This is a genomic window from Sphingobacterium sp. E70 (genome assembly GCF_019285695.1).
In the GTDB taxonomy this organism is placed as follows: Bacteria; Bacteroidota; Bacteroidia; order Sphingobacteriales; family Sphingobacteriaceae; genus Sphingobacterium; species Sphingobacterium detergens.
Map to the genome: position 1 here is coordinate 4,006,044 of NZ_CP079104.1, position 18,019 is coordinate 4,024,062.

At 39.7% G+C, this 18,019-nt stretch carries 19 protein-coding genes and 7 pseudogenes; 7 read left to right on the forward strand and 19 right to left on the reverse strand.

The genetic code is table 11. The annotated features are described in order from the left end of the window. Positions 1-103: 103 nt before the first annotated feature. The 7 genes and pseudogenes from KUH03_RS28120 to KUH03_RS28145 all read right to left on the reverse strand — a co-directional run bounded on the left by KUH03_RS28120 (position 104) and on the right by KUH03_RS28145 (position 6,083). Entirely contained in the window at positions 104-958 is an 855-nt protein-coding gene (locus tag KUH03_RS28120; RefSeq protein ID WP_257087746.1) for an ROK family protein, read from the reverse strand. Next, positions 945-2,048: pseudogene (aroC, locus tag KUH03_RS28125) on the reverse strand (chorismate synthase). Before aroC ends, KUH03_RS28120 begins: the two are co-directional and overlap by 14 nt. 274 nt (positions 2,049-2,322) lie before the next feature. Next, a pseudogene (locus KUH03_RS49255) lies at positions 2,323-3,540 on the reverse strand (3-phosphoshikimate 1-carboxyvinyltransferase). Further along, positions 3,509-4,620, reverse strand: a pseudogene (locus KUH03_RS28135) (chorismate mutase). Before KUH03_RS28135 ends, KUH03_RS49255 begins: the two co-directional pseudogenes overlap by 32 nt. A 115-nt stretch (positions 4,621-4,735) precedes the next feature. After that, positions 4,736-4,906 carry a hypothetical protein gene (locus tag KUH03_RS49260; RefSeq protein ID WP_373564504.1) on the reverse strand — a complete coding sequence of 57 codons (171 nt, stop codon included), beginning with the start codon at positions 4,904-4,906 and terminating at the stop codon, positions 4,736-4,738. Positions 4,907-4,944: 38 nt separating this feature from the next. After that, positions 4,945-5,558, reverse strand: a pseudogene (locus tag KUH03_RS28140) (prephenate dehydratase domain-containing protein). A gap of 369 nt (positions 5,559-5,927) precedes the next feature. Further along, complete coding sequence (locus tag KUH03_RS28145; protein WP_257087747.1) at positions 5,928-6,083, reverse strand: hypothetical protein; 156 nt, start codon at positions 6,081-6,083, stop codon at positions 5,928-5,930. A gap of 99 nt (positions 6,084-6,182) precedes the next feature. Here KUH03_RS28145 and KUH03_RS28150 point away from each other — a divergent pair, with 99 nt between their 5' ends. The 7 genes from KUH03_RS28150 (at position 6,183) to KUH03_RS28175 (ending at position 8,921) form a co-directional block, all read left to right on the forward strand. Further along, positions 6,183-6,458 (forward strand): thermonuclease family protein, encoded by a 276-nt coding sequence (locus KUH03_RS28150; RefSeq protein ID WP_257087748.1) that lies wholly within the window; start codon positions 6,183-6,185, stop codon positions 6,456-6,458. After that, complete coding sequence (locus tag KUH03_RS28155) at positions 6,422-6,571, forward strand: thermonuclease family protein (RefSeq protein ID WP_257087749.1); 150 nt, start codon at positions 6,422-6,424, stop codon at positions 6,569-6,571. The genes KUH03_RS28150 and KUH03_RS28155 overlap by 37 nt, the downstream gene beginning before the upstream one ends. Positions 6,572-6,586: 15 nt before the next feature. Beyond that, positions 6,587-6,949: a hypothetical protein gene (locus KUH03_RS28160; protein WP_257087750.1), complete on the forward strand. Its 363-nt coding sequence runs from the start codon at positions 6,587-6,589 to the stop codon at positions 6,947-6,949. After that, a complete protein-coding gene (locus tag KUH03_RS28165; protein WP_257087751.1) occupies positions 6,940-7,332 on the forward strand; it encodes a hypothetical protein in 393 nt (130 codons plus the stop codon). Before KUH03_RS28160 ends, KUH03_RS28165 begins: the two co-directional genes overlap by 10 nt. A gap of 121 nt (positions 7,333-7,453) precedes the next feature. After that, on the forward strand, positions 7,454-8,071 hold the full coding sequence (locus KUH03_RS28170; protein ID WP_257097400.1) for a YigZ family protein: 618 nt from the start codon (positions 7,454-7,456) through the stop codon (positions 8,069-8,071). Then, complete coding sequence (locus tag KUH03_RS46910) at positions 8,068-8,274, forward strand: hypothetical protein (RefSeq protein WP_306429198.1); 207 nt, start codon at positions 8,068-8,070, stop codon at positions 8,272-8,274. Before KUH03_RS28170 ends, KUH03_RS46910 begins: the two co-directional genes overlap by 4 nt. A gap of 2 nt (positions 8,275-8,276) precedes the next feature. Beyond that, the gene (locus KUH03_RS28175; protein ID WP_306429199.1) at positions 8,277-8,921 is read left to right on the forward strand and encodes a phosphorylase; all 645 of its coding nucleotides are present in this window, start codon (positions 8,277-8,279) and stop codon (positions 8,919-8,921) included. A 28-nt stretch (positions 8,922-8,949) separates the two neighbouring features. Here KUH03_RS28175 and rodA read toward each other — a convergent pair. From rodA to KUH03_RS28245, 12 genes and pseudogenes are all read right to left on the reverse strand, one after another. Beyond that, positions 8,950-10,211: pseudogene (gene rodA, locus KUH03_RS28180) on the reverse strand (rod shape-determining protein RodA). Then, positions 10,204-12,183: pseudogene (gene mrdA / locus KUH03_RS49265) on the reverse strand (penicillin-binding protein 2). Before mrdA ends, rodA begins: the two co-directional pseudogenes overlap by 8 nt. A gap of 277 nt (positions 12,184-12,460) precedes the next feature. Beyond that, positions 12,461-12,676, reverse strand: a complete 216-nt coding sequence (locus tag KUH03_RS28195; RefSeq protein ID WP_257087754.1) for a hypothetical protein — start codon at positions 12,674-12,676, stop codon at positions 12,461-12,463. Between the two features lie 43 nt (positions 12,677-12,719). Beyond that, positions 12,720-13,040 carry a rod shape-determining protein MreC gene (gene mreC / locus KUH03_RS28200; RefSeq protein WP_257087755.1) on the reverse strand — a complete coding sequence of 107 codons (321 nt, stop codon included), beginning with the start codon at positions 13,038-13,040 and terminating at the stop codon, positions 12,720-12,722. Beyond that, the gene (gene mreC, locus KUH03_RS28205; protein WP_257087756.1) at positions 13,010-13,561 is read right to left on the reverse strand and encodes a rod shape-determining protein MreC; all 552 of its coding nucleotides are present in this window, start codon (positions 13,559-13,561) and stop codon (positions 13,010-13,012) included. The genes mreC (KUH03_RS28200) and mreC (KUH03_RS28205) overlap by 31 nt, the downstream gene beginning before the upstream one ends. Before the next feature lie 92 nt (positions 13,562-13,653). Beyond that, positions 13,654-14,675, reverse strand: a pseudogene (locus KUH03_RS46930) (rod shape-determining protein). 446 nt (positions 14,676-15,121) lie between these two features. Continuing rightward, complete coding sequence (locus KUH03_RS28220; protein WP_257087759.1) at positions 15,122-15,538, reverse strand: NAD(P)/FAD-dependent oxidoreductase; 417 nt, start codon at positions 15,536-15,538, stop codon at positions 15,122-15,124. Then, positions 15,454-16,428 (reverse strand): NAD(P)/FAD-dependent oxidoreductase, encoded by a 975-nt coding sequence (locus KUH03_RS28225; RefSeq protein ID WP_257087760.1) that lies wholly within the window; start codon positions 16,426-16,428, stop codon positions 15,454-15,456. The genes KUH03_RS28220 and KUH03_RS28225 overlap by 85 nt, the downstream gene beginning before the upstream one ends. 252 nt (positions 16,429-16,680) lie before the next feature. Further along, on the reverse strand, positions 16,681-17,013 hold the full coding sequence (locus KUH03_RS28230; RefSeq protein ID WP_257087761.1) for a (2Fe-2S)-binding protein: 333 nt from the start codon (positions 17,011-17,013) through the stop codon (positions 16,681-16,683). Between the two features lie 226 nt (positions 17,014-17,239). Beyond that, positions 17,240-17,425: a hypothetical protein gene (locus KUH03_RS28235; RefSeq protein ID WP_257098066.1), complete on the reverse strand. Its 186-nt coding sequence runs from the start codon at positions 17,423-17,425 to the stop codon at positions 17,240-17,242. Further along, complete coding sequence (locus KUH03_RS28240) at positions 17,380-17,595, reverse strand: NAD-binding protein (protein WP_257087762.1); 216 nt, start codon at positions 17,593-17,595, stop codon at positions 17,380-17,382. The genes KUH03_RS28235 and KUH03_RS28240 overlap by 46 nt, the downstream gene beginning before the upstream one ends. Beyond that, entirely contained in the window at positions 17,589-18,017 is a 429-nt protein-coding gene (locus KUH03_RS28245; RefSeq protein WP_257087763.1) for an NAD(P)/FAD-dependent oxidoreductase, read from the reverse strand. Before KUH03_RS28245 ends, KUH03_RS28240 begins: the two co-directional genes overlap by 7 nt. Positions 18,018-18,019: the final 2 nt, after the last annotated feature.

Genomic DNA, 18,019 nt, shown 5'->3' on the forward strand with positions numbered 1-18,019 from the left:
GGATTTGTTATTTTAGTAATACTATTCAAAGAGCTGCTTGCAAGAAGCTCTTTGAATAGTATTTTTTAGGGAGAACGCTATTTTGTGTTTTTAAGTCCCTAAACTAACTAAAAATACTTGCGGCACCGATCATGGCTGCTTTTTCACCCAATATAGCTGTATAGATAGTGAATCTATTGAATTCTTTCCGATCCGCGATAAAGATAGGAAGTGCTTTCGCAATATTGCCACCAATAATAAAGAGATTAGTCTGATATTTTTCTTCAAAAAATTGCATAAAATCGAATAGATGTGTTGCGTATTCATCTTTGATTGTTGCGAATGCAGCTGTTTCTCTATGATTGTCCAAAATTTCTTTTAAACCAGTGACATCTTTCCCAGTGAGCTCTTTAAACCGTTTGACAAACCATCTTGTCACAAGATATTCTTCAAAGATACTTTCCTGATAAGGTGTATTCCAAAGGTCTGCATCGAAGGCCTTCTCGCCCTTATTCCATACCGAAGATCCTAAGCCAGTCCCTAATGTAATCCCGAGTATTCTCGGATTGGTCTGAAGGTTCTGTACAAATATTTCACCTTGTAGGAAAGCCGCTGCATCATTGATAAAGTGAATAGCAGTAGAAGGTAAACCCAACTCAGCGGATAAAAGGCTTTTAATGTCCTGATCGTACAAGTTGTCGTACTTGCTTTGCCCTAACATTTTAGAGATGCCATTTTCATAGTCAAAAGGCCCCGGCATTGCTATGCCAATGAATTGAATAGCAGTGGGTGAGGTGGTAATACTATCCTGTATTGTGGAAGCCCAGGTGTGTAAAATCGTTTTAGCATCTCCTTGAGAAAAAACGTGGTTTCTGACCACGTTCTCTAAATGTATATTCCATTGTTTGGTATCAATGATACAGGCAGAAATATGAGTGCCTCCAATATCAACACCTACGACATAATTATCTTGCAGCATGTTTGTAACTTTGATGTTTAAGTAGATGATCCGCAATCACAAGTGCCGCCATGGCTTCTACAATAATTACCGCTCTCGAAACAACACAAGGATCATGTCTTCCCTTACCACTTGCGATGGCTGGGTTGCCATGGATGTCGACTGTTTCTTGATCTCTCATGATGGTTGCAACAGGCTTAAATGCTACTTTAAAAGTAATATCCATACCGTTTGATATGCCGCCCTGTATTCCCCAGAGAAATTGGTATGTGTATGCACTTGATTTAAATCATGGTCATCTGCTACAAATATATCATTATGTTCGGAACCTCGCAACTCTGAACCTGCAAAACCTGATCCATATTCAAATCCATGTACAGCATTGATGCTCATCATCGCTTTCGCGAGGTCAGCATGGAGTTTGTCAAATACAGGTTCTCCAAGTCCAACGGGTACATGTCTTACCACGGCCGAAATGCGTCCCCTACTGTATCACCTGCTTTTCTTACTGAATCTATAAATTCGACCATTTCATTGGCTGTAGCTGGATCAGCACAGCGTGCGATATTAGATTCCCGAAGCTCAAGCAGGGCTTTAAGATCTTTGGTGTCCAAATTGGGAGCTTCGATCGTACCTACACCCGAAACATGCGCGAAGATTTCGATGCCAAATTGTTGTAAAAAGCTCTTTGCAACAGCACCTGCAGCAACGCGGGCGGCTGTTTCCCGGGCTGAGGAACGGCCACCACCACGGTAGTCACGGATACCATATTTCATCTGATAGGTGAAGTCCGCGTGGGAAGGCCTGAAGATATCTTTAATGTGGGTATAGTCCTTGGAACGTTGATCTTCATTTGGTATAACAATGGCAATCGGAGTTCCGGTCGACTTCCCTTCGAATACGCCCGATAATATCTGAGCGGTATCACTTTCTTTCGTTGTGTGGTAATTCTGGACTGTCCGGGTTTCCGTTTATCTAGTTCAGACTGTATAAACTCTTCGTCTATCGTTATATTTGAGGGGCAACCATCAATAATTACACCGATCGCTTTTCCGTGTGATTCGCCAAAAGTGCTGATTCTGAATAAATCGCCAAATGAGTTTCCTGCCATAAGAATTAAATTTCAATAAACTTAGATAAATTTGCCTTTAAATGCAATGAAAACACTACTGTAAAACCTGACTTTATCAATTTTGATTATTTTCAATCATGACTGCGTCTGTCCGTGGGTAGTATTTCTTTTGTTGCCATTAAAGCCATTAATAGCGTGTATATAGGTTATAAAACCTGGAAGTATATAACTGTATTCTCCCAGGTTTTTAAATATTAGTCAATGATAAAAGATTGGTCCTGTAGATGTTTCCAGAAATCAGGATACGATTTTTCTACAACCATTGGCTCCGCAATCTTGATCTGGTCAAAAACCAATGCAAGGGGGCAAACGCCATTGCCATACGGTGGTCCTCATAGGTGTCAAAGGTCACCTCTTTTGGCTGGAATACCTCTGCTGTTTTAAGATGATAGGTTTCGTTATCTGCTATCAATTCAGCGCCAAATTTTGCTATTTCAGTCTGGAGAGCCGCGATACGGTCCGTTTCTTTGATCTTTAATGTCTCAAGACCTGTAAAAGAAACGTCACGACCTAAAGCTGCAGCGACAACGACGACAGTCTGTGCGAGATCGGGGCATTCTTTGAAATCAAATAACGTTTTTTCCGAATCTATTGCTGTTTTATGAAGATGCAAGCCATCGGCTTCAAAACTGGATTGCACGCCAAAATGGGGCATGATATCGACAATTGCAATATCTCCTTGCAGACTGTCTTTTTTAGCCCAGGTAAGACGATAGATGCTCCGTCTTCTGCCAGCGCTACAATAGCATACCAGTAAGAAGCTGCACTCCAATCTGGCTCCACATAAATTGTGCTTTTTGAAAAAGTCTGCGGGGCAATATGTATTTCATTCGCTGTCCACTCATGCTGTATGCCTACGCTTTTTAGCATATCGAGGGTCATGGATACATAGGGTCTGGAAGTCAGTTCGCCCTCGATTTCCAATGTAAGCCCTTTTTCAATGCGGGAGCAATTAATAGCAGCGCAGAGATGTATTGGCTACTGATATTTCCTTTTATCCGGACACGGTCCTTTCCTTGAAATATGCCGCCTTCTATTTTTAGGGGCGGATAGCCGGCTTTTTTTCATAATGAATGTCGGCGCCGATTTCCTTCATGGCGTCAACCAATATACCTATTGGCCGTTGTTGCATGCGTTCGGTCCCTGTAAGAATAAAGTTTCCTTGAACAAGGTTCAGGTAGGCCGTTAAAAAGCGCATTGCTGTACCCGCCGGACCGATGTCAATCGTGTTGTAGCCGGGTTGAGGAGCTGATGCAATCTGCAATACACGGTTTAACGTCACCGTATCGGCAGCCTCGGAAAGGTTTGCTATATCAACTTGCCCCTTGCTCAACGAGTGAATAATAAGAGCACGGTTGCTCTCGGATTTTGATCCTGTCAGTTGAACCGTGCCTTTTATTTTTTTGATGGGTGCGTCAGCTTGATGACTTGTTGATTCATTATGCTTCTGCTGTTGGTTGTTCCTGTGAATTCATTACCGCGTTTTGTTTACGGATAGATTCGTTGTGAATTAATTCTAGGAATTTTGTTGCAAATTCACTGCCCAAAGAAAGTGCTTCAGCAAGTTTTGTGCGTTTTTGAACAATCTCATCCCAACGGTTTACCTGTAAGATCGTCACATTGTTATCGCGTTTGTATTCACCGATTTTCTCTGCAATTTTCATACGCTCGCCGATTTTTTGGATAATTAGATCGTCCAATTTGTCAATGTTGCTACGCAATTCGGCTAATTTATCCTCGAATGAAGGGTTGTCAGAATCAGCTTTACGTAATGTTAAATGATTGATCAACTCTGCTAGGGCTGCTGGCGTAACTTGTTGTTTAGCATCAGTCCATGCAACAGAAGGATCAATATGTGATTCGATGATCAAACCTTGCATATCCATATCCATTGCTTTTTGTGCGATGTACGGTAACAATTCGCGGTTACCACAAATGTGGCTAGGGTCATTGATGATCGGCAAATTAGGGCAAGCAGTTTTTAACTGGATGGCTAAATCCCACATCGGCTCATTGCGGAATGCTGTTTTCTCGTAAGAAGAGAATCCTCTGTGAATAGCACCTAATTTTTTGATGCCAGCGCGGTTGATACGTTCCAAAGCACCGATCCACAGTGATAAATCTGGGTTAACCGGATTTTTACGAAGACTGGTACGTCTACTCCCTGTAGTGCATCGGCGATTTCTTGCACCGTGAATGGGTTTGCAGTGGAACGTGCACCTACCCAAAGTACATCAACACCAGCTGCCAAAGCTTCTTCAACGTGTTTTGCTGTCGCAACTTCTGTAGCTGTCAATAAACCTGTCTCTTCTTTCGCTCTCTTCAACCACTCCAAACCAATGGAACCGATACCTTCAAATTCACCTGGACGAGTACGTGGTTTCCAGATTCCTGCACGTAAAATATTTACTTTTCCAGTGTTTGCCAATAGATGAGCTGTAGATACCAGTTGTTCTTCTGTTTCTGCACTACAAGGGCCTGCGATAATTAAAGGTTTGTCTCCAGTATCCAACCATGATTTCAAAGGAGTGATTTCTAATGTATTTTTCATCGGAATAAATTTTTAAAGGTATTTGAGTCTGCTAAGCTGTTATGCTTGTTTTGTAAGTCTTTATAGCTCCGACAGATTCAGGGTAAGTTGATTTTTTTAATTATTAAATTGTTGATTATAGTTTCTCGTTTTTGATGTATTCGCCCATAATATTGAAATTGATACTATGTTTGAGTACTTTTCGGATCGCAGCCTCATAGTCTGATTGTTTTTTCCATTCAACATCAACGAAAAAGTCATATTCGTTGCGTTTTCCGATAACAGGCATAGACTGAATCTTGCTCAAGTTGATATTTTGCTCAGCAAAACACTGTAAAATTGTCGCTAAGGAACCAACCGTATTCCCTGTTTGGAACGATAAGGATGCTTTATTGGCATTTTTATGTTCGACCACCTCATTCGATAGAACAAGAAAACGTGTTGCATTCTTTTTATTGGTTTCGATTCTTTTTCTAGAATCTCAAGCCCATAAATTTCAGCAGCCAAAGTGCCCGCAATAGCAGCTGTATCAGTCAATTTCCGTTCTGCAATCATCTTTGCTGTGGCCGCTGTGTCTGACCCTTCGGTAATACGTACACCCTCCAACTCCGAAAGAAATTCTTCGCATTGACGGATCGCGATCGGATGTGATTCGATATGTTTGATGTCTTTCAATTTAACACCCGGTAATACCATCAGATTCTGTTGAATGTTGAGATAGACTTCTCCTGTGATATGAAATTTATAATCCCGAAGCAGATTGTAGTTTGGTAACAGACTACCCGCAATCGAATTTTCAATCGCCATAACAATGTAATCTACTTTTCTTTGCTTAAGCAATTCACAGGTTTTTTGAATGAATCGCATTCAACAATTTCGACTTCGCGTCCAAAATATTTAAATGCTGCCTCCTCGTGAAATGAAGCTTTTGCTCCTTGTATCGCAATTTTTAAACTCATTTTTTTGTTGCTATTTTGCCCTTAAACAAGAAAGAGTCCCGATGATCTAAACCGGGACTCTTTCTTGTTATATTTTAATGTATACACAATCTAATCCCGGCTCTTATTTTTAAAATAAAAGAAGTTAAAATAGAAATATGTATATGATCTGTTCATCCTTGTGTTGTTTGACATTTCAAATGTACGAATGTTTTTGAAATATCAAAGAAAAAAATAATTTTTATAAAAAATACATCATTTATCGGTGTGTTTTTGATTGCTTTTTATTACTTTTTTATATTGAAAAGACGTGTTTTTTATAGCTTTTTTGAGATGGCTTATTTTTGTAATTTTCTTTTATATAGTGTTTTATGATTTTTAATGTCTTTTTTATGTCTGTTTTTTTAATAATTTTTTAACATAAAAAATTATTAAAAAGTGCTGTTTTTTTGGTGTTTTTTTGATTAAAAATGCTAGTTTTTTTGTTGAAATATGCTGTGTTTTATCCGTTGTTTGCTGAAAAAGTATTTTATTACCTTTGCCCAAATGTAATTTTTTATGCTAAAGCGATTTAATTTTTTTAGTGAGTGCCACTATCATCTGTTTCTGTTTTTAGGTTTTTCTTATAAAGGGGAGGAACGGTATGTGAAGGTGCGACGGGTAATTGATGGCGATACCTTTGTGATTGAAAATGGTAGTAAAAAAGGCGAACGGGTACGCTTGATTGGGATTGATGCTCCCGAAACAAGGAGAACAGCACGAAAGGAGGTTGGTTACTATGGCGTGGAGGCAAAAGAATATCTAAAAGCTTTGTTGACTGGAAAGAATGTGAAGCTGGTATTTGATGTCGGTAAAAGGATCGTTATGGAAGACTTCTCGCTTATGTGTATCTTAGGGAGAAATTTGTTAACGCGGAGTTAGTAGAGCAGGGCTATGCTGTGACTTACACCCTGACACCGAATGTTCAGTATGCTGATTTTTTTGTAAAATTAGAACGACAGGCCCGTCAGGCTAAGCGTGGACTTTGGAAATAATTTAGTAATAGAACAATGATTTTTGTCCTCATCAGTGTTATTTGTAGCGTCACTGTAGCCGTATTATTAAAATTGGCAAAACAGTATGGCGTAGAAACAAAACAAGTGATTGTCTGGAATTATCCTATGGCGGTTGCTTTGACCTACTTTATATTACGGCCCGAAATAAAAGAAATTAGCTGGGATGCCTTACCATTTCCGCTATATATAGCACTGGCTTTACTTTTACCGGGGATGTTTGTATTAATTGCGCTATCTATCCGTTACAGTGGTTTGGTAAAAACGGAGGTAGCCCAACGACTGTCTTTATTTATTCCCTTACTAGCAGCGTTTTTTTGTTCCACGAAAAGCTACAGGGAAATAAACTATTGGGAATAGGGGTAGGTCTATTGGCGATAATATGTTCCATCGGTTGGCGAAAATCTCTCCCTACAGTAACCCTGTCAAATACAGGATATAAAAATAGTCTCTACCCATTGCTTGTTTTTATTGGTATGGGGATTATTGATATCCTTTTTAAACAGGTGGCATTGCATGTGACGATACCTTATGTCAGTTCGATGTTTATTATCTTTGTCATGGCCATGCTGATTGCATTTGGTTTACTAGGCTATTTTATCTTTGTTGAAAAGCAGATCTTTTCAGGTAAAGCTGTCGTCTATGGCCTGATTTTGGGCGCTTTCAATTTTTGTAATATATTATTTTATATGAAAGCTCATCGGGCATTACCGAGAACCCTTCCATCGTATTTACTGGAATGAATATTGGTGTTATCTCGTTGGGTGCTTTGGTGGGTGTATTATTTTTTAAAGAAAGACTCTCATGGTTGAATTACCTGGGGATAGTTCTTTCCATTATTTCAGTTTTAATTATCGCATATCAGTGAGTTTATTTGAAGATACTTATCGAACGATCGATGCAAACTATGAGGGAATTTTTAGAGATAAAGGAAGCAAATTTATTGCCTATGCATTTCCTTTTAAATCTGAGGAGAAATTAAAAGATCTGCTACAGGAGGTGAAATCCCTGCATCCAAAAGCAAGACACCACTGCTGGGCCTATCGGCTGACTCCAGATCGTAATGTATTTCGCATAAATGATGATGGTGAACCTTCTGGTACCGCGGGGCGTCCTATTTTAAATGCTTTGCTCTCGGCAGATGTTACAAATATAATCGTCGTTGTGGTTCGTTATTTCGGTGGAACCCTTTTGGGCGTACCAGGCTTGATTAATGCTTATAAATCGGCCACACAGGATGCCTTGGATCAAGCTCAGGTAATTGAACGAACAGTTAATGATAGTTATGGGTTGACCTTTGATTATCTAAATATGAATGATGTTATGCGCATTATTAAGGAAGAAGGACTGGAAATCGAAAAGCAGGAATTTGACAATAATTGCTATCTGGAATTTGAGGTGCGTAAAATGCAGGTGAACCGGGTCGTAGATCGTTTTTCGAAAATTGAAGGTTGTCAATTGAATTATTTAAGAACGATATGATAAACAATTCAGAACTCATTTTAAATTCAGATGGAAGTATTTACCATTTGAATTTATTGCCCGAGGATTTAGCCAATACGATCATTACGGTAGGAGATCCGGACCGTGTCGCCAAGGTGTCGAAATATTTTGATCGTATCGAACTCAAAAGGGGAAGCGTGAGTTTATCACCCACACAGGATATATTGGTACTAAACGGCTGAGCGTGATCTCTACAGGGATAGGTACAGATAATATTGATATTGTATTGAATGAGCTGGATGCATTGGTAAACATCGATTTTCAGCATAAGGTTGTGAAAAGCGAGCTGACCTCTTTGGATATCGTGCGTATCGGTACTTCTGGTGCTGTACAGACGGATGTTGAAATGGGAAGCATATTGGCTTCGGAATATGGGGTTGGCTTTGATGCATTGATGCAGTTCTATCAAAAGCCTTACGATGAGATTGAATTGAATATCCAGCAGGCTCTAATTCGGTATTTCCCACAATTGAGTTTAAAACCTTATGTAGCAGGAGCCGGAGAGCGTCTATTAGACCGAATTGCTTTTGATCTGCCCAAGGGGATGACATTGACGGCGCCGGGATTCTATGCGCCACAAGGACGTTGTCTGCGCTCAGATAATACGATTCCAGATCTGATTCCTTTGGTAAATTCATTTAAGCATAACAATTTCCGTTTGACCAATCTAGAAATGGAAACCGCGGGTATCTATGCTTTGGCGAAAATGTTTGGCCATCAGGCCTTATCCGTAAATGCCATTTTAGCAAGTCGGGTAGCGGGAGAATTTTCGCCGAATCCTGAAGCAGTCGTGGAAAAAGCCATTCAACTGGTACTGGAAAGAATTTAGAAAAATCTCTCCAAGTACCACATGTGCATTAAACAACTCCTTTCCTGTTGGAGTCAAATTTGAGCATAATAAAGAGTAGTATCGTGAAACTCCAGAGTGAAGACCCACCATAGCTGACAAATGGCAATGGAATCCCAATGACAGGAATAATTCCTATGGTCATTCCGATATTGATAAACAAGTGAAAAATAGGATAGAAGCCACGCCGTAGGCATAGATTCGGGCGAAAGCCGAACGCTGTCGTTCTGCAATATGGATGATACGCAAGAGCAGCGTGAGATAGATGGCAATTAATGTTACTGAACCTACAAAGCCCCATTCTTCCCCACTGTGCAAAAGATAAAGTCAGTACTTTGCTCGGGAACAAAGTTATATTTGGTCTGCGTTCCTGCAAATAGCCTTTTCCCCAGAACTGACCCGATCCAATGGCGATTTTGGACTGGTTCAGATTATAACCCTTTCCTTTGAGGTCTTCTGTTTTGCCCAAAATGATGTCGATTCGGTCGCGCTGATGCGGTTGTAATACATGGTCGTAAACCAGATCCACACATAATATAAATGCAGTACAGGCTGCAAAAAGGATACTTAGATTAATAATATATTTTCTCTTTTTTCGGAAGCTCCACATAAAAAATCCAATGATAGCAGCCAAGACTAAAATAAGAATCCATGGATTGAATAACAGCGCTAAAACGAAAAGTAAGATACAGAGACCTCCGAATATCAATAGTTCATTGTTTACATAACCTTCACGATAAAAAACAAAAATCAGGGAAAAGAATGCCAATGCAGAACCGGTGTCGGGCTGTAGCATAACTAAAAATACAGGAAATAGTACAATTCCGGCTCCCATGGCCAATGTTTGCATGGTGGGGGCTTTATTGCTCTGCGCACTTAGGAAGTTGGCCAGCAACAGACAGGTGGAGAGCTTGGCAAACTCGGAGGGTTGAACCTGAAAAATCCTAAATCAATCCAGGCCTGATTTCCGCCGACATTTCGCCCGACAACCAAAACAATGACAAGGAGTATAGCTGTTATACCATAAAATATGGGTGAGGCCGAGCTGAAAAATTTGGCATCGATAATCAAGATGGATATACCGAGAATAATCGCTGAGACCAGATAGAGTGACTGCTTTCCATAGTTGGTACCCAAGGTGAAAAAACCAGGCATTTCTGGATTAAATACAGCAGCACGGATATTGAATAGACCGATCAGACAAAGTGAGAGCCAGAGTATGATTGTTAACCAATCTATTTTTCCAAAGAAACTATTTTTTTGATTATTCATGTCTTCTTTTTACCTCACTATGGTGAACAATTGTTTCTTTTGGTTTTACCAATGCCGCTAATTGTCGTTTTGATTTAACAGTATCTGTTTTTGATTTGATCGAATCCGCTTTCTTGACATCTTTACTTTTCGGATCTATTACTTTCTTTGGTGCAGGAAGAAAATTTGCTTTATAAATCCGATCCTGAATATATTTTGGTGTCGTAATGGTATCCTTCAGGTATTTTTCGACCATCATACTGGCGATTGGGCCAGCCCAAGTTCCACCATAGCCAGCATTTTCAACAAATACCGCGATGGCAATTTTAGGATTTTCCCGTGGTGCAAATGCAAAAAATACGGCGTGATTTTCTCCATGTGGATTTTGTGCCGTCCCTGTTTTTCCACACATTTCAATACCCGGGATACGATTGGACCAAGCTGTTCCTTCAGGCGTGTTGACAGCGTCGCTCATCCCCTGGATGACTACAGGATAATATTTTTCATCTACCCCAGCGCTGATCTTTTCTGTAAATTCCTTTTTGGCGATTTTTTGTGCGCCGATACCCTTGATGAGATGCGGTCTATAGTAAAAACCTTTGTTGGCTACAATAGCCATAATATTGGCCATTTGTAGGGGTGTTATACCCATCTCTCCCTGGCCAATGGAGAGGGAGATGTTGAAACTTGAACGCCATTTGTCATTGCCATATCGTTTTGTATAAAACTCCGATGTAGGCAATAATCCCGGTTTTCCCCGGTAAATCTATCCCCAATTTGTGCCCGATTCCAAACTGCGTAGTTGCATTGCGCCATAGGTCGTAAGCTTTTGGCCCCGAAAGCCCCCGCCCGTCGATCATTTTGGCGTAGGTGAACCCATAATAGGTATTACAGGATACGGCTACAGAACGTTGTAAAGTGGTTGAACCGTGGTAGTGGGTACAGCCCATCCAGCCGCGTCCGCCACCATAGCTATAACCATGAGGACAGAAAATACAGTGTTTCGGTCAATGACGCCAGCTTGCTGTGCAGTCAGGGCTGAAACAACCTTAAAAACGGATCCCGGAGGATATGAGGCTTGAATAGGACGATTAAAAAGGGGCTTGGTATCGTCATTCAATAATTTCATGTAATTATTGCCGACTTGTCGACCTACCATCAGATTGGGGTTGTAACTCGGGCTACTTATATAGGCCAAGATTTCCCCCGTTGCGGGCTCAATGGCGACAATAGAACCGAGCTTATTTTTCATTAAGTTTTCACCTAATATTTGAAGATCCTTGTCTAACGAGGAAACTAATCCTTCACCAGCAACGGCCAAGGTATCGTATTTCCCTTCCATAAATATCCCTTTGGGACGATTTAGCGCATCCACCATCAAATTGTTGACGCCTCTTTTACCGCGAATCAGATCTTCGTAGGAACGTTCGACACCACTTCTTCCGATATAGTCACCACTTCGGTAAAATCCGTTGGATCGTTCAATATCTTTATCGTTTACTTCACTCACATAACCCAAAAACTGAGCGGCAATACTATCGGGATAACTTCTGATGGTTCTCTTTTGAACATAAAATCCACGAAACTGATATTGATATTCTTGATATTGCGCCCAAGTCCGGACGGATAGCTGTTTTTCAAAAATTGATGCCCTGTATGGAGAATGGGCACGAGCCTTATCCATCCGTTTAATAAAGCCTTCTTTGTCAATATCAATTAATTTACAAAACAAAGCCGTGTCAATCTCCTTGACTTCGCGAGGGGTAACCATTAGGTCGTAAACAGGTTCATTTTGTACCAATACTTTTCCTTTGCGGTCTAAAATAACACCCCTTGCAGGATAGACAATGACCTTTCGCATGACATTACTATTGGCTGAATGTATATAGGAATCGTCGATGATCTGTAAATAAAATAAACGGGCAATCAAAGTCAGCGCGATGGCAACAAAGATTCCGGAAACGACGTACTTGCGAGCAAAAAAACTATTCATAGAAATAAATTTCTATTCACTGATCTACTACAATCGATCTTTCTTTTTGTAGAATAATATGCTAAATAACAGCATGATAATTACCGTAAATATACAACTTAAAACAATACTGAGCAGTGTGTATTGAATATGTTGGAAGGAGAAAGATTCCAGTAGATACAGGAATGTATGATGAATCAATGTACCAAAAAGATATAGGAGAAAAACCATCTCACATTCATCAACCCCAACATTGGTGTAAGAAATGAGTCCCGTTCCTCTACTTCAAGGGTGATCTTCATAAAGAAAATTCGGAATGCAGCCAAAGCCACGCATGCGGCGGTGTTGACCCCAATGTGTCATAAAAGGAATCAACTGTCAAACCTGTTAGAAAAGCAATCAGGTAAACCAGAAAATTGGGTGTTCCGGTCGGTAGCAAAAAGATAAATAAAACATAGGGAAATGCCGCAACCAAGTTATAATAGCCAATATTTTGGAACAAAAATACCTGCATTCCAATTAAGACGATAAATCGAATAAAATTAAATATTAAAATCCTAGCCATTGTCTTTAGTCGATTCCTCCAATGTTTTTAATTCATTACTTAATAAATCCTTTACTACATATACATGTTGTAGATTGGAGAAATTGGTGCTTAAAAGAATGCGAAGATCCAGGAATGCATCTCCAGAAGAAATGCCGGTTTGAATAACTGTGCCCACAAAAATACCTTTTGGAAAATGTCCTGAATATCCCGAGGTATAAACTTTGTCGCCTTTGTTTACTTTGATATGATTCGGAATCTCCTTAACCGTAGCTGCGCGATAATCGATGTTGTTACCCCAAACTAAAGAGCCAAAGGTCTCACTACGGCCCAAAGTGACTGATATACGGGTGTCAGGATGTAATAATGATTGCACAGTGGAAAATTAGGCGAAACATTTAATACGATACCAACGACGCCATTTGGAGCAATCACACCCATGCCCTTTTCAATACCATCTTTACTACCTCTATCCAACGTGATTGTATTCGCTTTTTGATGAATACTGTTGTTGATTACATTTGCAATAATAAATTGGTAACGCCCAAATTCACTGCTATCGATGAGTGGTACTGGTCCGATCTTAATACTATCCGTTGATTTATAGGCTTGAAGGTCTTTCCGTAACTGCGCGTTTTCTTTAGCTAAGGCATCATTTGTCTCGCCTAGATGTAAATAGCTTTTCCACGAGTTTACCTTTGCATAGAGGTTGCCGATTACACTGTTGGACGAATTTAACACCGAGTTGCGTTGAAACGAATTGTTGGTAATAATCAAAAATAATGAGAATCCAAAAAATAGGATAAACCAAAAGAATGCATTATATCGTCTCAGGAATAACCAAAGGTTTCTCATTTTTTATCGTGGGTATTTAATAAGCAAGCGATATAATAATTTTGCATATTATATCGCTCTTTAATAAAATCTTGTTAATTATCGAACGCTAATTATTGCATCAAGAATTTGAATCGACCAATATTTTTAAGCGCAATACCGGTACCTCTTACAACAGCACGAAGAGGATCTTCGGCAATGTGTACAGGAAGTTTTGTTTTCGCTTGAATACGACGGTCTAAACCACGTAATAACGCGCCTCCACCAGTCAGATAGATACCTGTTTGATAGATATCGGCAGACAACTCTGGAGGTGTAATTTCAAGTGCTTTTAAGATGGCTTCTTCGATTTTCGAAATTGATTTATCCAAACAATGGGCAATTTCAGTGTACGAAACGGTAATCTGTTTGGGGACACCAGTCATGAGGTCGCGACCTTGAACTGCAAAATCTGCAGGTGGTTCCTGTAATTCAGGAAGTGCCGCACCAACTTCAATTTTAATCTTCTCCGCAGTACGTTCGCCGATCATGATATTATGTTGTCTACGGATGTATTGAACAATATCCGAATCAAAGTTGTCACCCGCTACACGGATGGACTGATCACATACGATACCCGATAATGCGATGACGGCAATTTCTGTCGTACCACCACCAATATCTATAATCATGTTACCCATTGGTTCTTCCACATCGATACCGATACCTACGGCAGCTGCCATTGGCTCGTGGATCAGATAAACTTCTTTGGCACCTGCAATTTTGCAGAATCGCGTACCGCTCTCTTCTCTACCTCGGTGATACCTGATGGAATACAGACAACCATACGCAAGGATGGAAAAAACCAACTCTTACCGTTGTTAACCAATTTTACCATCCCTCTGATCAGGTGTTCAGCGGCTGTAAAATCAGCAATTACTCCATCACGTAAAGGTCGTACCGTTTTTATATTATCGTGTGTTTTACCTTCCATTTGCATGGCCTGTCGACCGATGGCAATCACTTTGTTTGTGGTGCGGTCAAATGCAACAATAGAAGGCTCATCCACTACTACTTTGTCATTATGAATTATAAGGGTGTTTGCAGTACCCAAGTCAATCGCAACTTCTTGCGTAAACCAATTAAATAAGCCCATTTGCTAATCCTTAAGCTATTTTAAAATAATATGCAAACCTACACAAAAAAATTAATCTTTTTGAGGTTCTACATCAAAAAAAAACTATATTCTGCAAGTAAATTCTATCTGGAAAAAACTGTCTTTAAATTTAACGAATATAATCTACAATTGTTACGTCTAATAGTAACTTATTTTTTATTGGAAGCAATAGCAAGCAGGAATTAAAAATATGTTTTTGAATTCTTTGCTATCCGTATGAGCACTGGGGTTTTCAGGACCGTAGCTTTGACAACGATATGGGAGTGGGCGACAAGTTTTAAGATCAACTATTTTTTTGATCAACTTTCGGTTGTTTTTTAGTGGTGCTGAAAAAAAAGAGTGCCATTATTTTTATTGAATAATAGCACTCTTTTTTGTGTAAAAAGCAGTGTTAATCTGTCTTTTACAATTTTATTTATCGACTTTTATTGTATCGTTTTCGCTTGTTCTTCAGGCGTTGGCTCGTCATACTTATGGAAGATTAAGCGGACACCACTGTTTTTCGTGAAAAACTTCACGGTCCAGTTTACAAATGTGATCAACTTATTTCTAAAACCATAAATGGACATCAAGTGGACAAACATCCAAGTCATCCATCCGAAGAAACCACTGAAGTGAATTTTGCCCATATCAACGACAGCTTTATTACGCCCTACTGTAGCCATTGAACCCTTGTCAAAATAGCTGAATTTTTCGGTAGGTTGATTAGACATCGTCTGAAGGATGTGTTTAGCGACATATCCACCCTGTTGCTGTGCTACTGGAGCAACGCCCGGTAAACCGCGAGGTAGATCGTCTGTAATAAATGCAGATACGTCACCAATGGCATAAACACCTGGCATGTCAATGACACGGCATTGATCGTCTGTCTGTATACGGTTACCACGTTGGATAACCTCTTTTTGAATCCATCTGGATATTGACCCGCAACACCCGCACCCCAGATGACTGTTTTTGTTTCGATGCTTCTACCATCGGCGAAGGTAATGGAGTTACCATCGTATCCAGTTACCTGTACATTCAATAGTACTTCAACACCTAAATCCTTTAAATATTTTTCAGAATTTTTTGATGCTTTCTCCGATAGATTAGCCAACACTTTTGGTAGGCCTTCCACCAGGTAAACAGACATCTCTGATTTCTTTAATTCAGGATAGTCTTTTTCCAGCACATTATTCTTGATTTCTGCAATAGCTCCAGAAAGCTCTACTCCAGTAGGACCACCACCAACGATCACAAAGTTCAAATTAGGCTTACGATCTTCAGGATTAGGGATCATTACTGCTTCTTCAAGATTTTGAAGAACGTAACTACGTATATTAAGTGCCTCCTGGATGTTTTTCATTGGCAAGGCATATTTTGTAATTTGCTGATTGCCGAAAAAATTTGTCGTTGCACCAGTGGCAACAACCAAATAGTCGTAGTCAAAATCTCCGATATCAGTTTTAACAATTTTAGCCTCGTTATCGATGCTTTTTACGTCGGCAAGTCTAAAATGGAAGTTCTCCTGATTTTTGAACATTTTACGGACAGGGAAGGAAATGGAGTCCGCAGAAAGTGTACCAGTAGCAACTTGATACATTAATGGTTGAAAGGTATGAAAGTTGTTTCTATCTAATAAGAGAACTTCAACTTCCTTATTTTTAAGCTTTTTAGCAACTTCAATTCCTCCAAATCCAGCACCAATAATGATTACTCTTGGGAATTTTCTATTTGAACTATTGCTTGGCATATTTTTAATAGTTTGTTGTAAAAATTCGTACAATCGAATTAAGCTGCAAATATCTTAAATTTTGAACCAAAAAACTAAAAAATATTTATTTATTATGGCAATACATTGTGAAATTTATCGTTATAAGGCCAATTCTTTTAATAAAATATTTTGTAGTGTTTTGGTTTTAAGTCTTTTATGACTCAGAGAGGCGCTAAAAAAAAACTTGCATAGATAACAAAGTCATTGTGTATAAAATACACAATGACTTTGTTATTGCAATGCGCCTTTCAGCTTGATTTTCATGCCATTGTTATTATTATGAAGATGAAGTTGACAGGCGAGTCGACTTTGCCCATCTGCATCTGGTAAGGTGTCTAACATATCTAACTCCTGGTCGCTAGCTTCTGGAAGATTATCCAGGCCTTCAAGGACTTCAACATGGCATGTAGCACATAGCGCCATACCTCCGCAGGTAGCCAATATATCGTATGCTGAGGCCTTTAAAATTTCCATCAACGAAAGATTGATATCTGTAGGTACCTCGATTGTGTTTTCCGAACCATCTCGATCGACGACAGTTACTTGTATCAAATTGTCTTCCATGGCTAAAAAGTATTGATACCGTTTACGGTTGTATATTTAAATGTTAACTTTTGATCCGGGTAAACAAATTTGAAAGCACTTTGACACATCAGAGCAGCTTCATGGTAACCGCAGAGGATCAGCTTTAGTTTGCCGGGATAGGTATTAATATCGCCAATGGCATAAATGCGTTCGACATTGGTCGAATAATCGAAGGTATTGACCTCAATTGCATTTTTATCAATATTTAACCCCAGTCAGCGATTGGCCCCAGCTTAGGTGTCAAACCATATAGTGGGATGAAATAATCCGCTTCGACCGCAATCGTTTCTTTATCCTTATTTATCGTTTCAACTGCTGTAAGCGTACCATTTCCATGTATATTACTCAGGTTATGGGATAAAAGTAAATTAATTTTGCCCTGTTGGGCCAATTTAAAGACTTTTTCCGCCGAATCGGGCGCTCCCGAAAAGAATCACTGCGATGAATGAGCGTAACGTGTTGTGCAATATCAGCTAAATGGTAAGTCCAATCCAGCGCAGAGTCCCCTCCACCAGCAATCACAATCCGTTTGTCCGCATATTTGGCGGGATCTTTTACCATATAATCCACCCTTTACCTTCAAAGAGATGCAGATTTTGAATCTCAGGTTTTCGGGGTTCGAAGCAGCCGAGTCCACCGGCAATGACAATAACCTGGGCATGCACTTTTGTGTCATCACTCGTGGCGATGATAAAAGAACCATCATCCTGTTTTTCGATCTGTTCTACACGTTCACCCAGTGTAAAAGTAGGCGCAAAAGGTTTTATCTGCTCAAGTTGATTATCAATAAGCTCCTGAGCGGTGATGCTCAGGTAGCCCGGTATATCATAAATGGGTTTGTGTGGATATATTTCGGATAACTGTCCGCCAACCTGAGGTAAAACATCGATCAAATGGCACCTCATTTTTAGAAGTCCAGCTTCAAAAACAGCAAACAATCCTACTGGTCCAGCACCGATGATACAAATATCAGTATTTATCATAG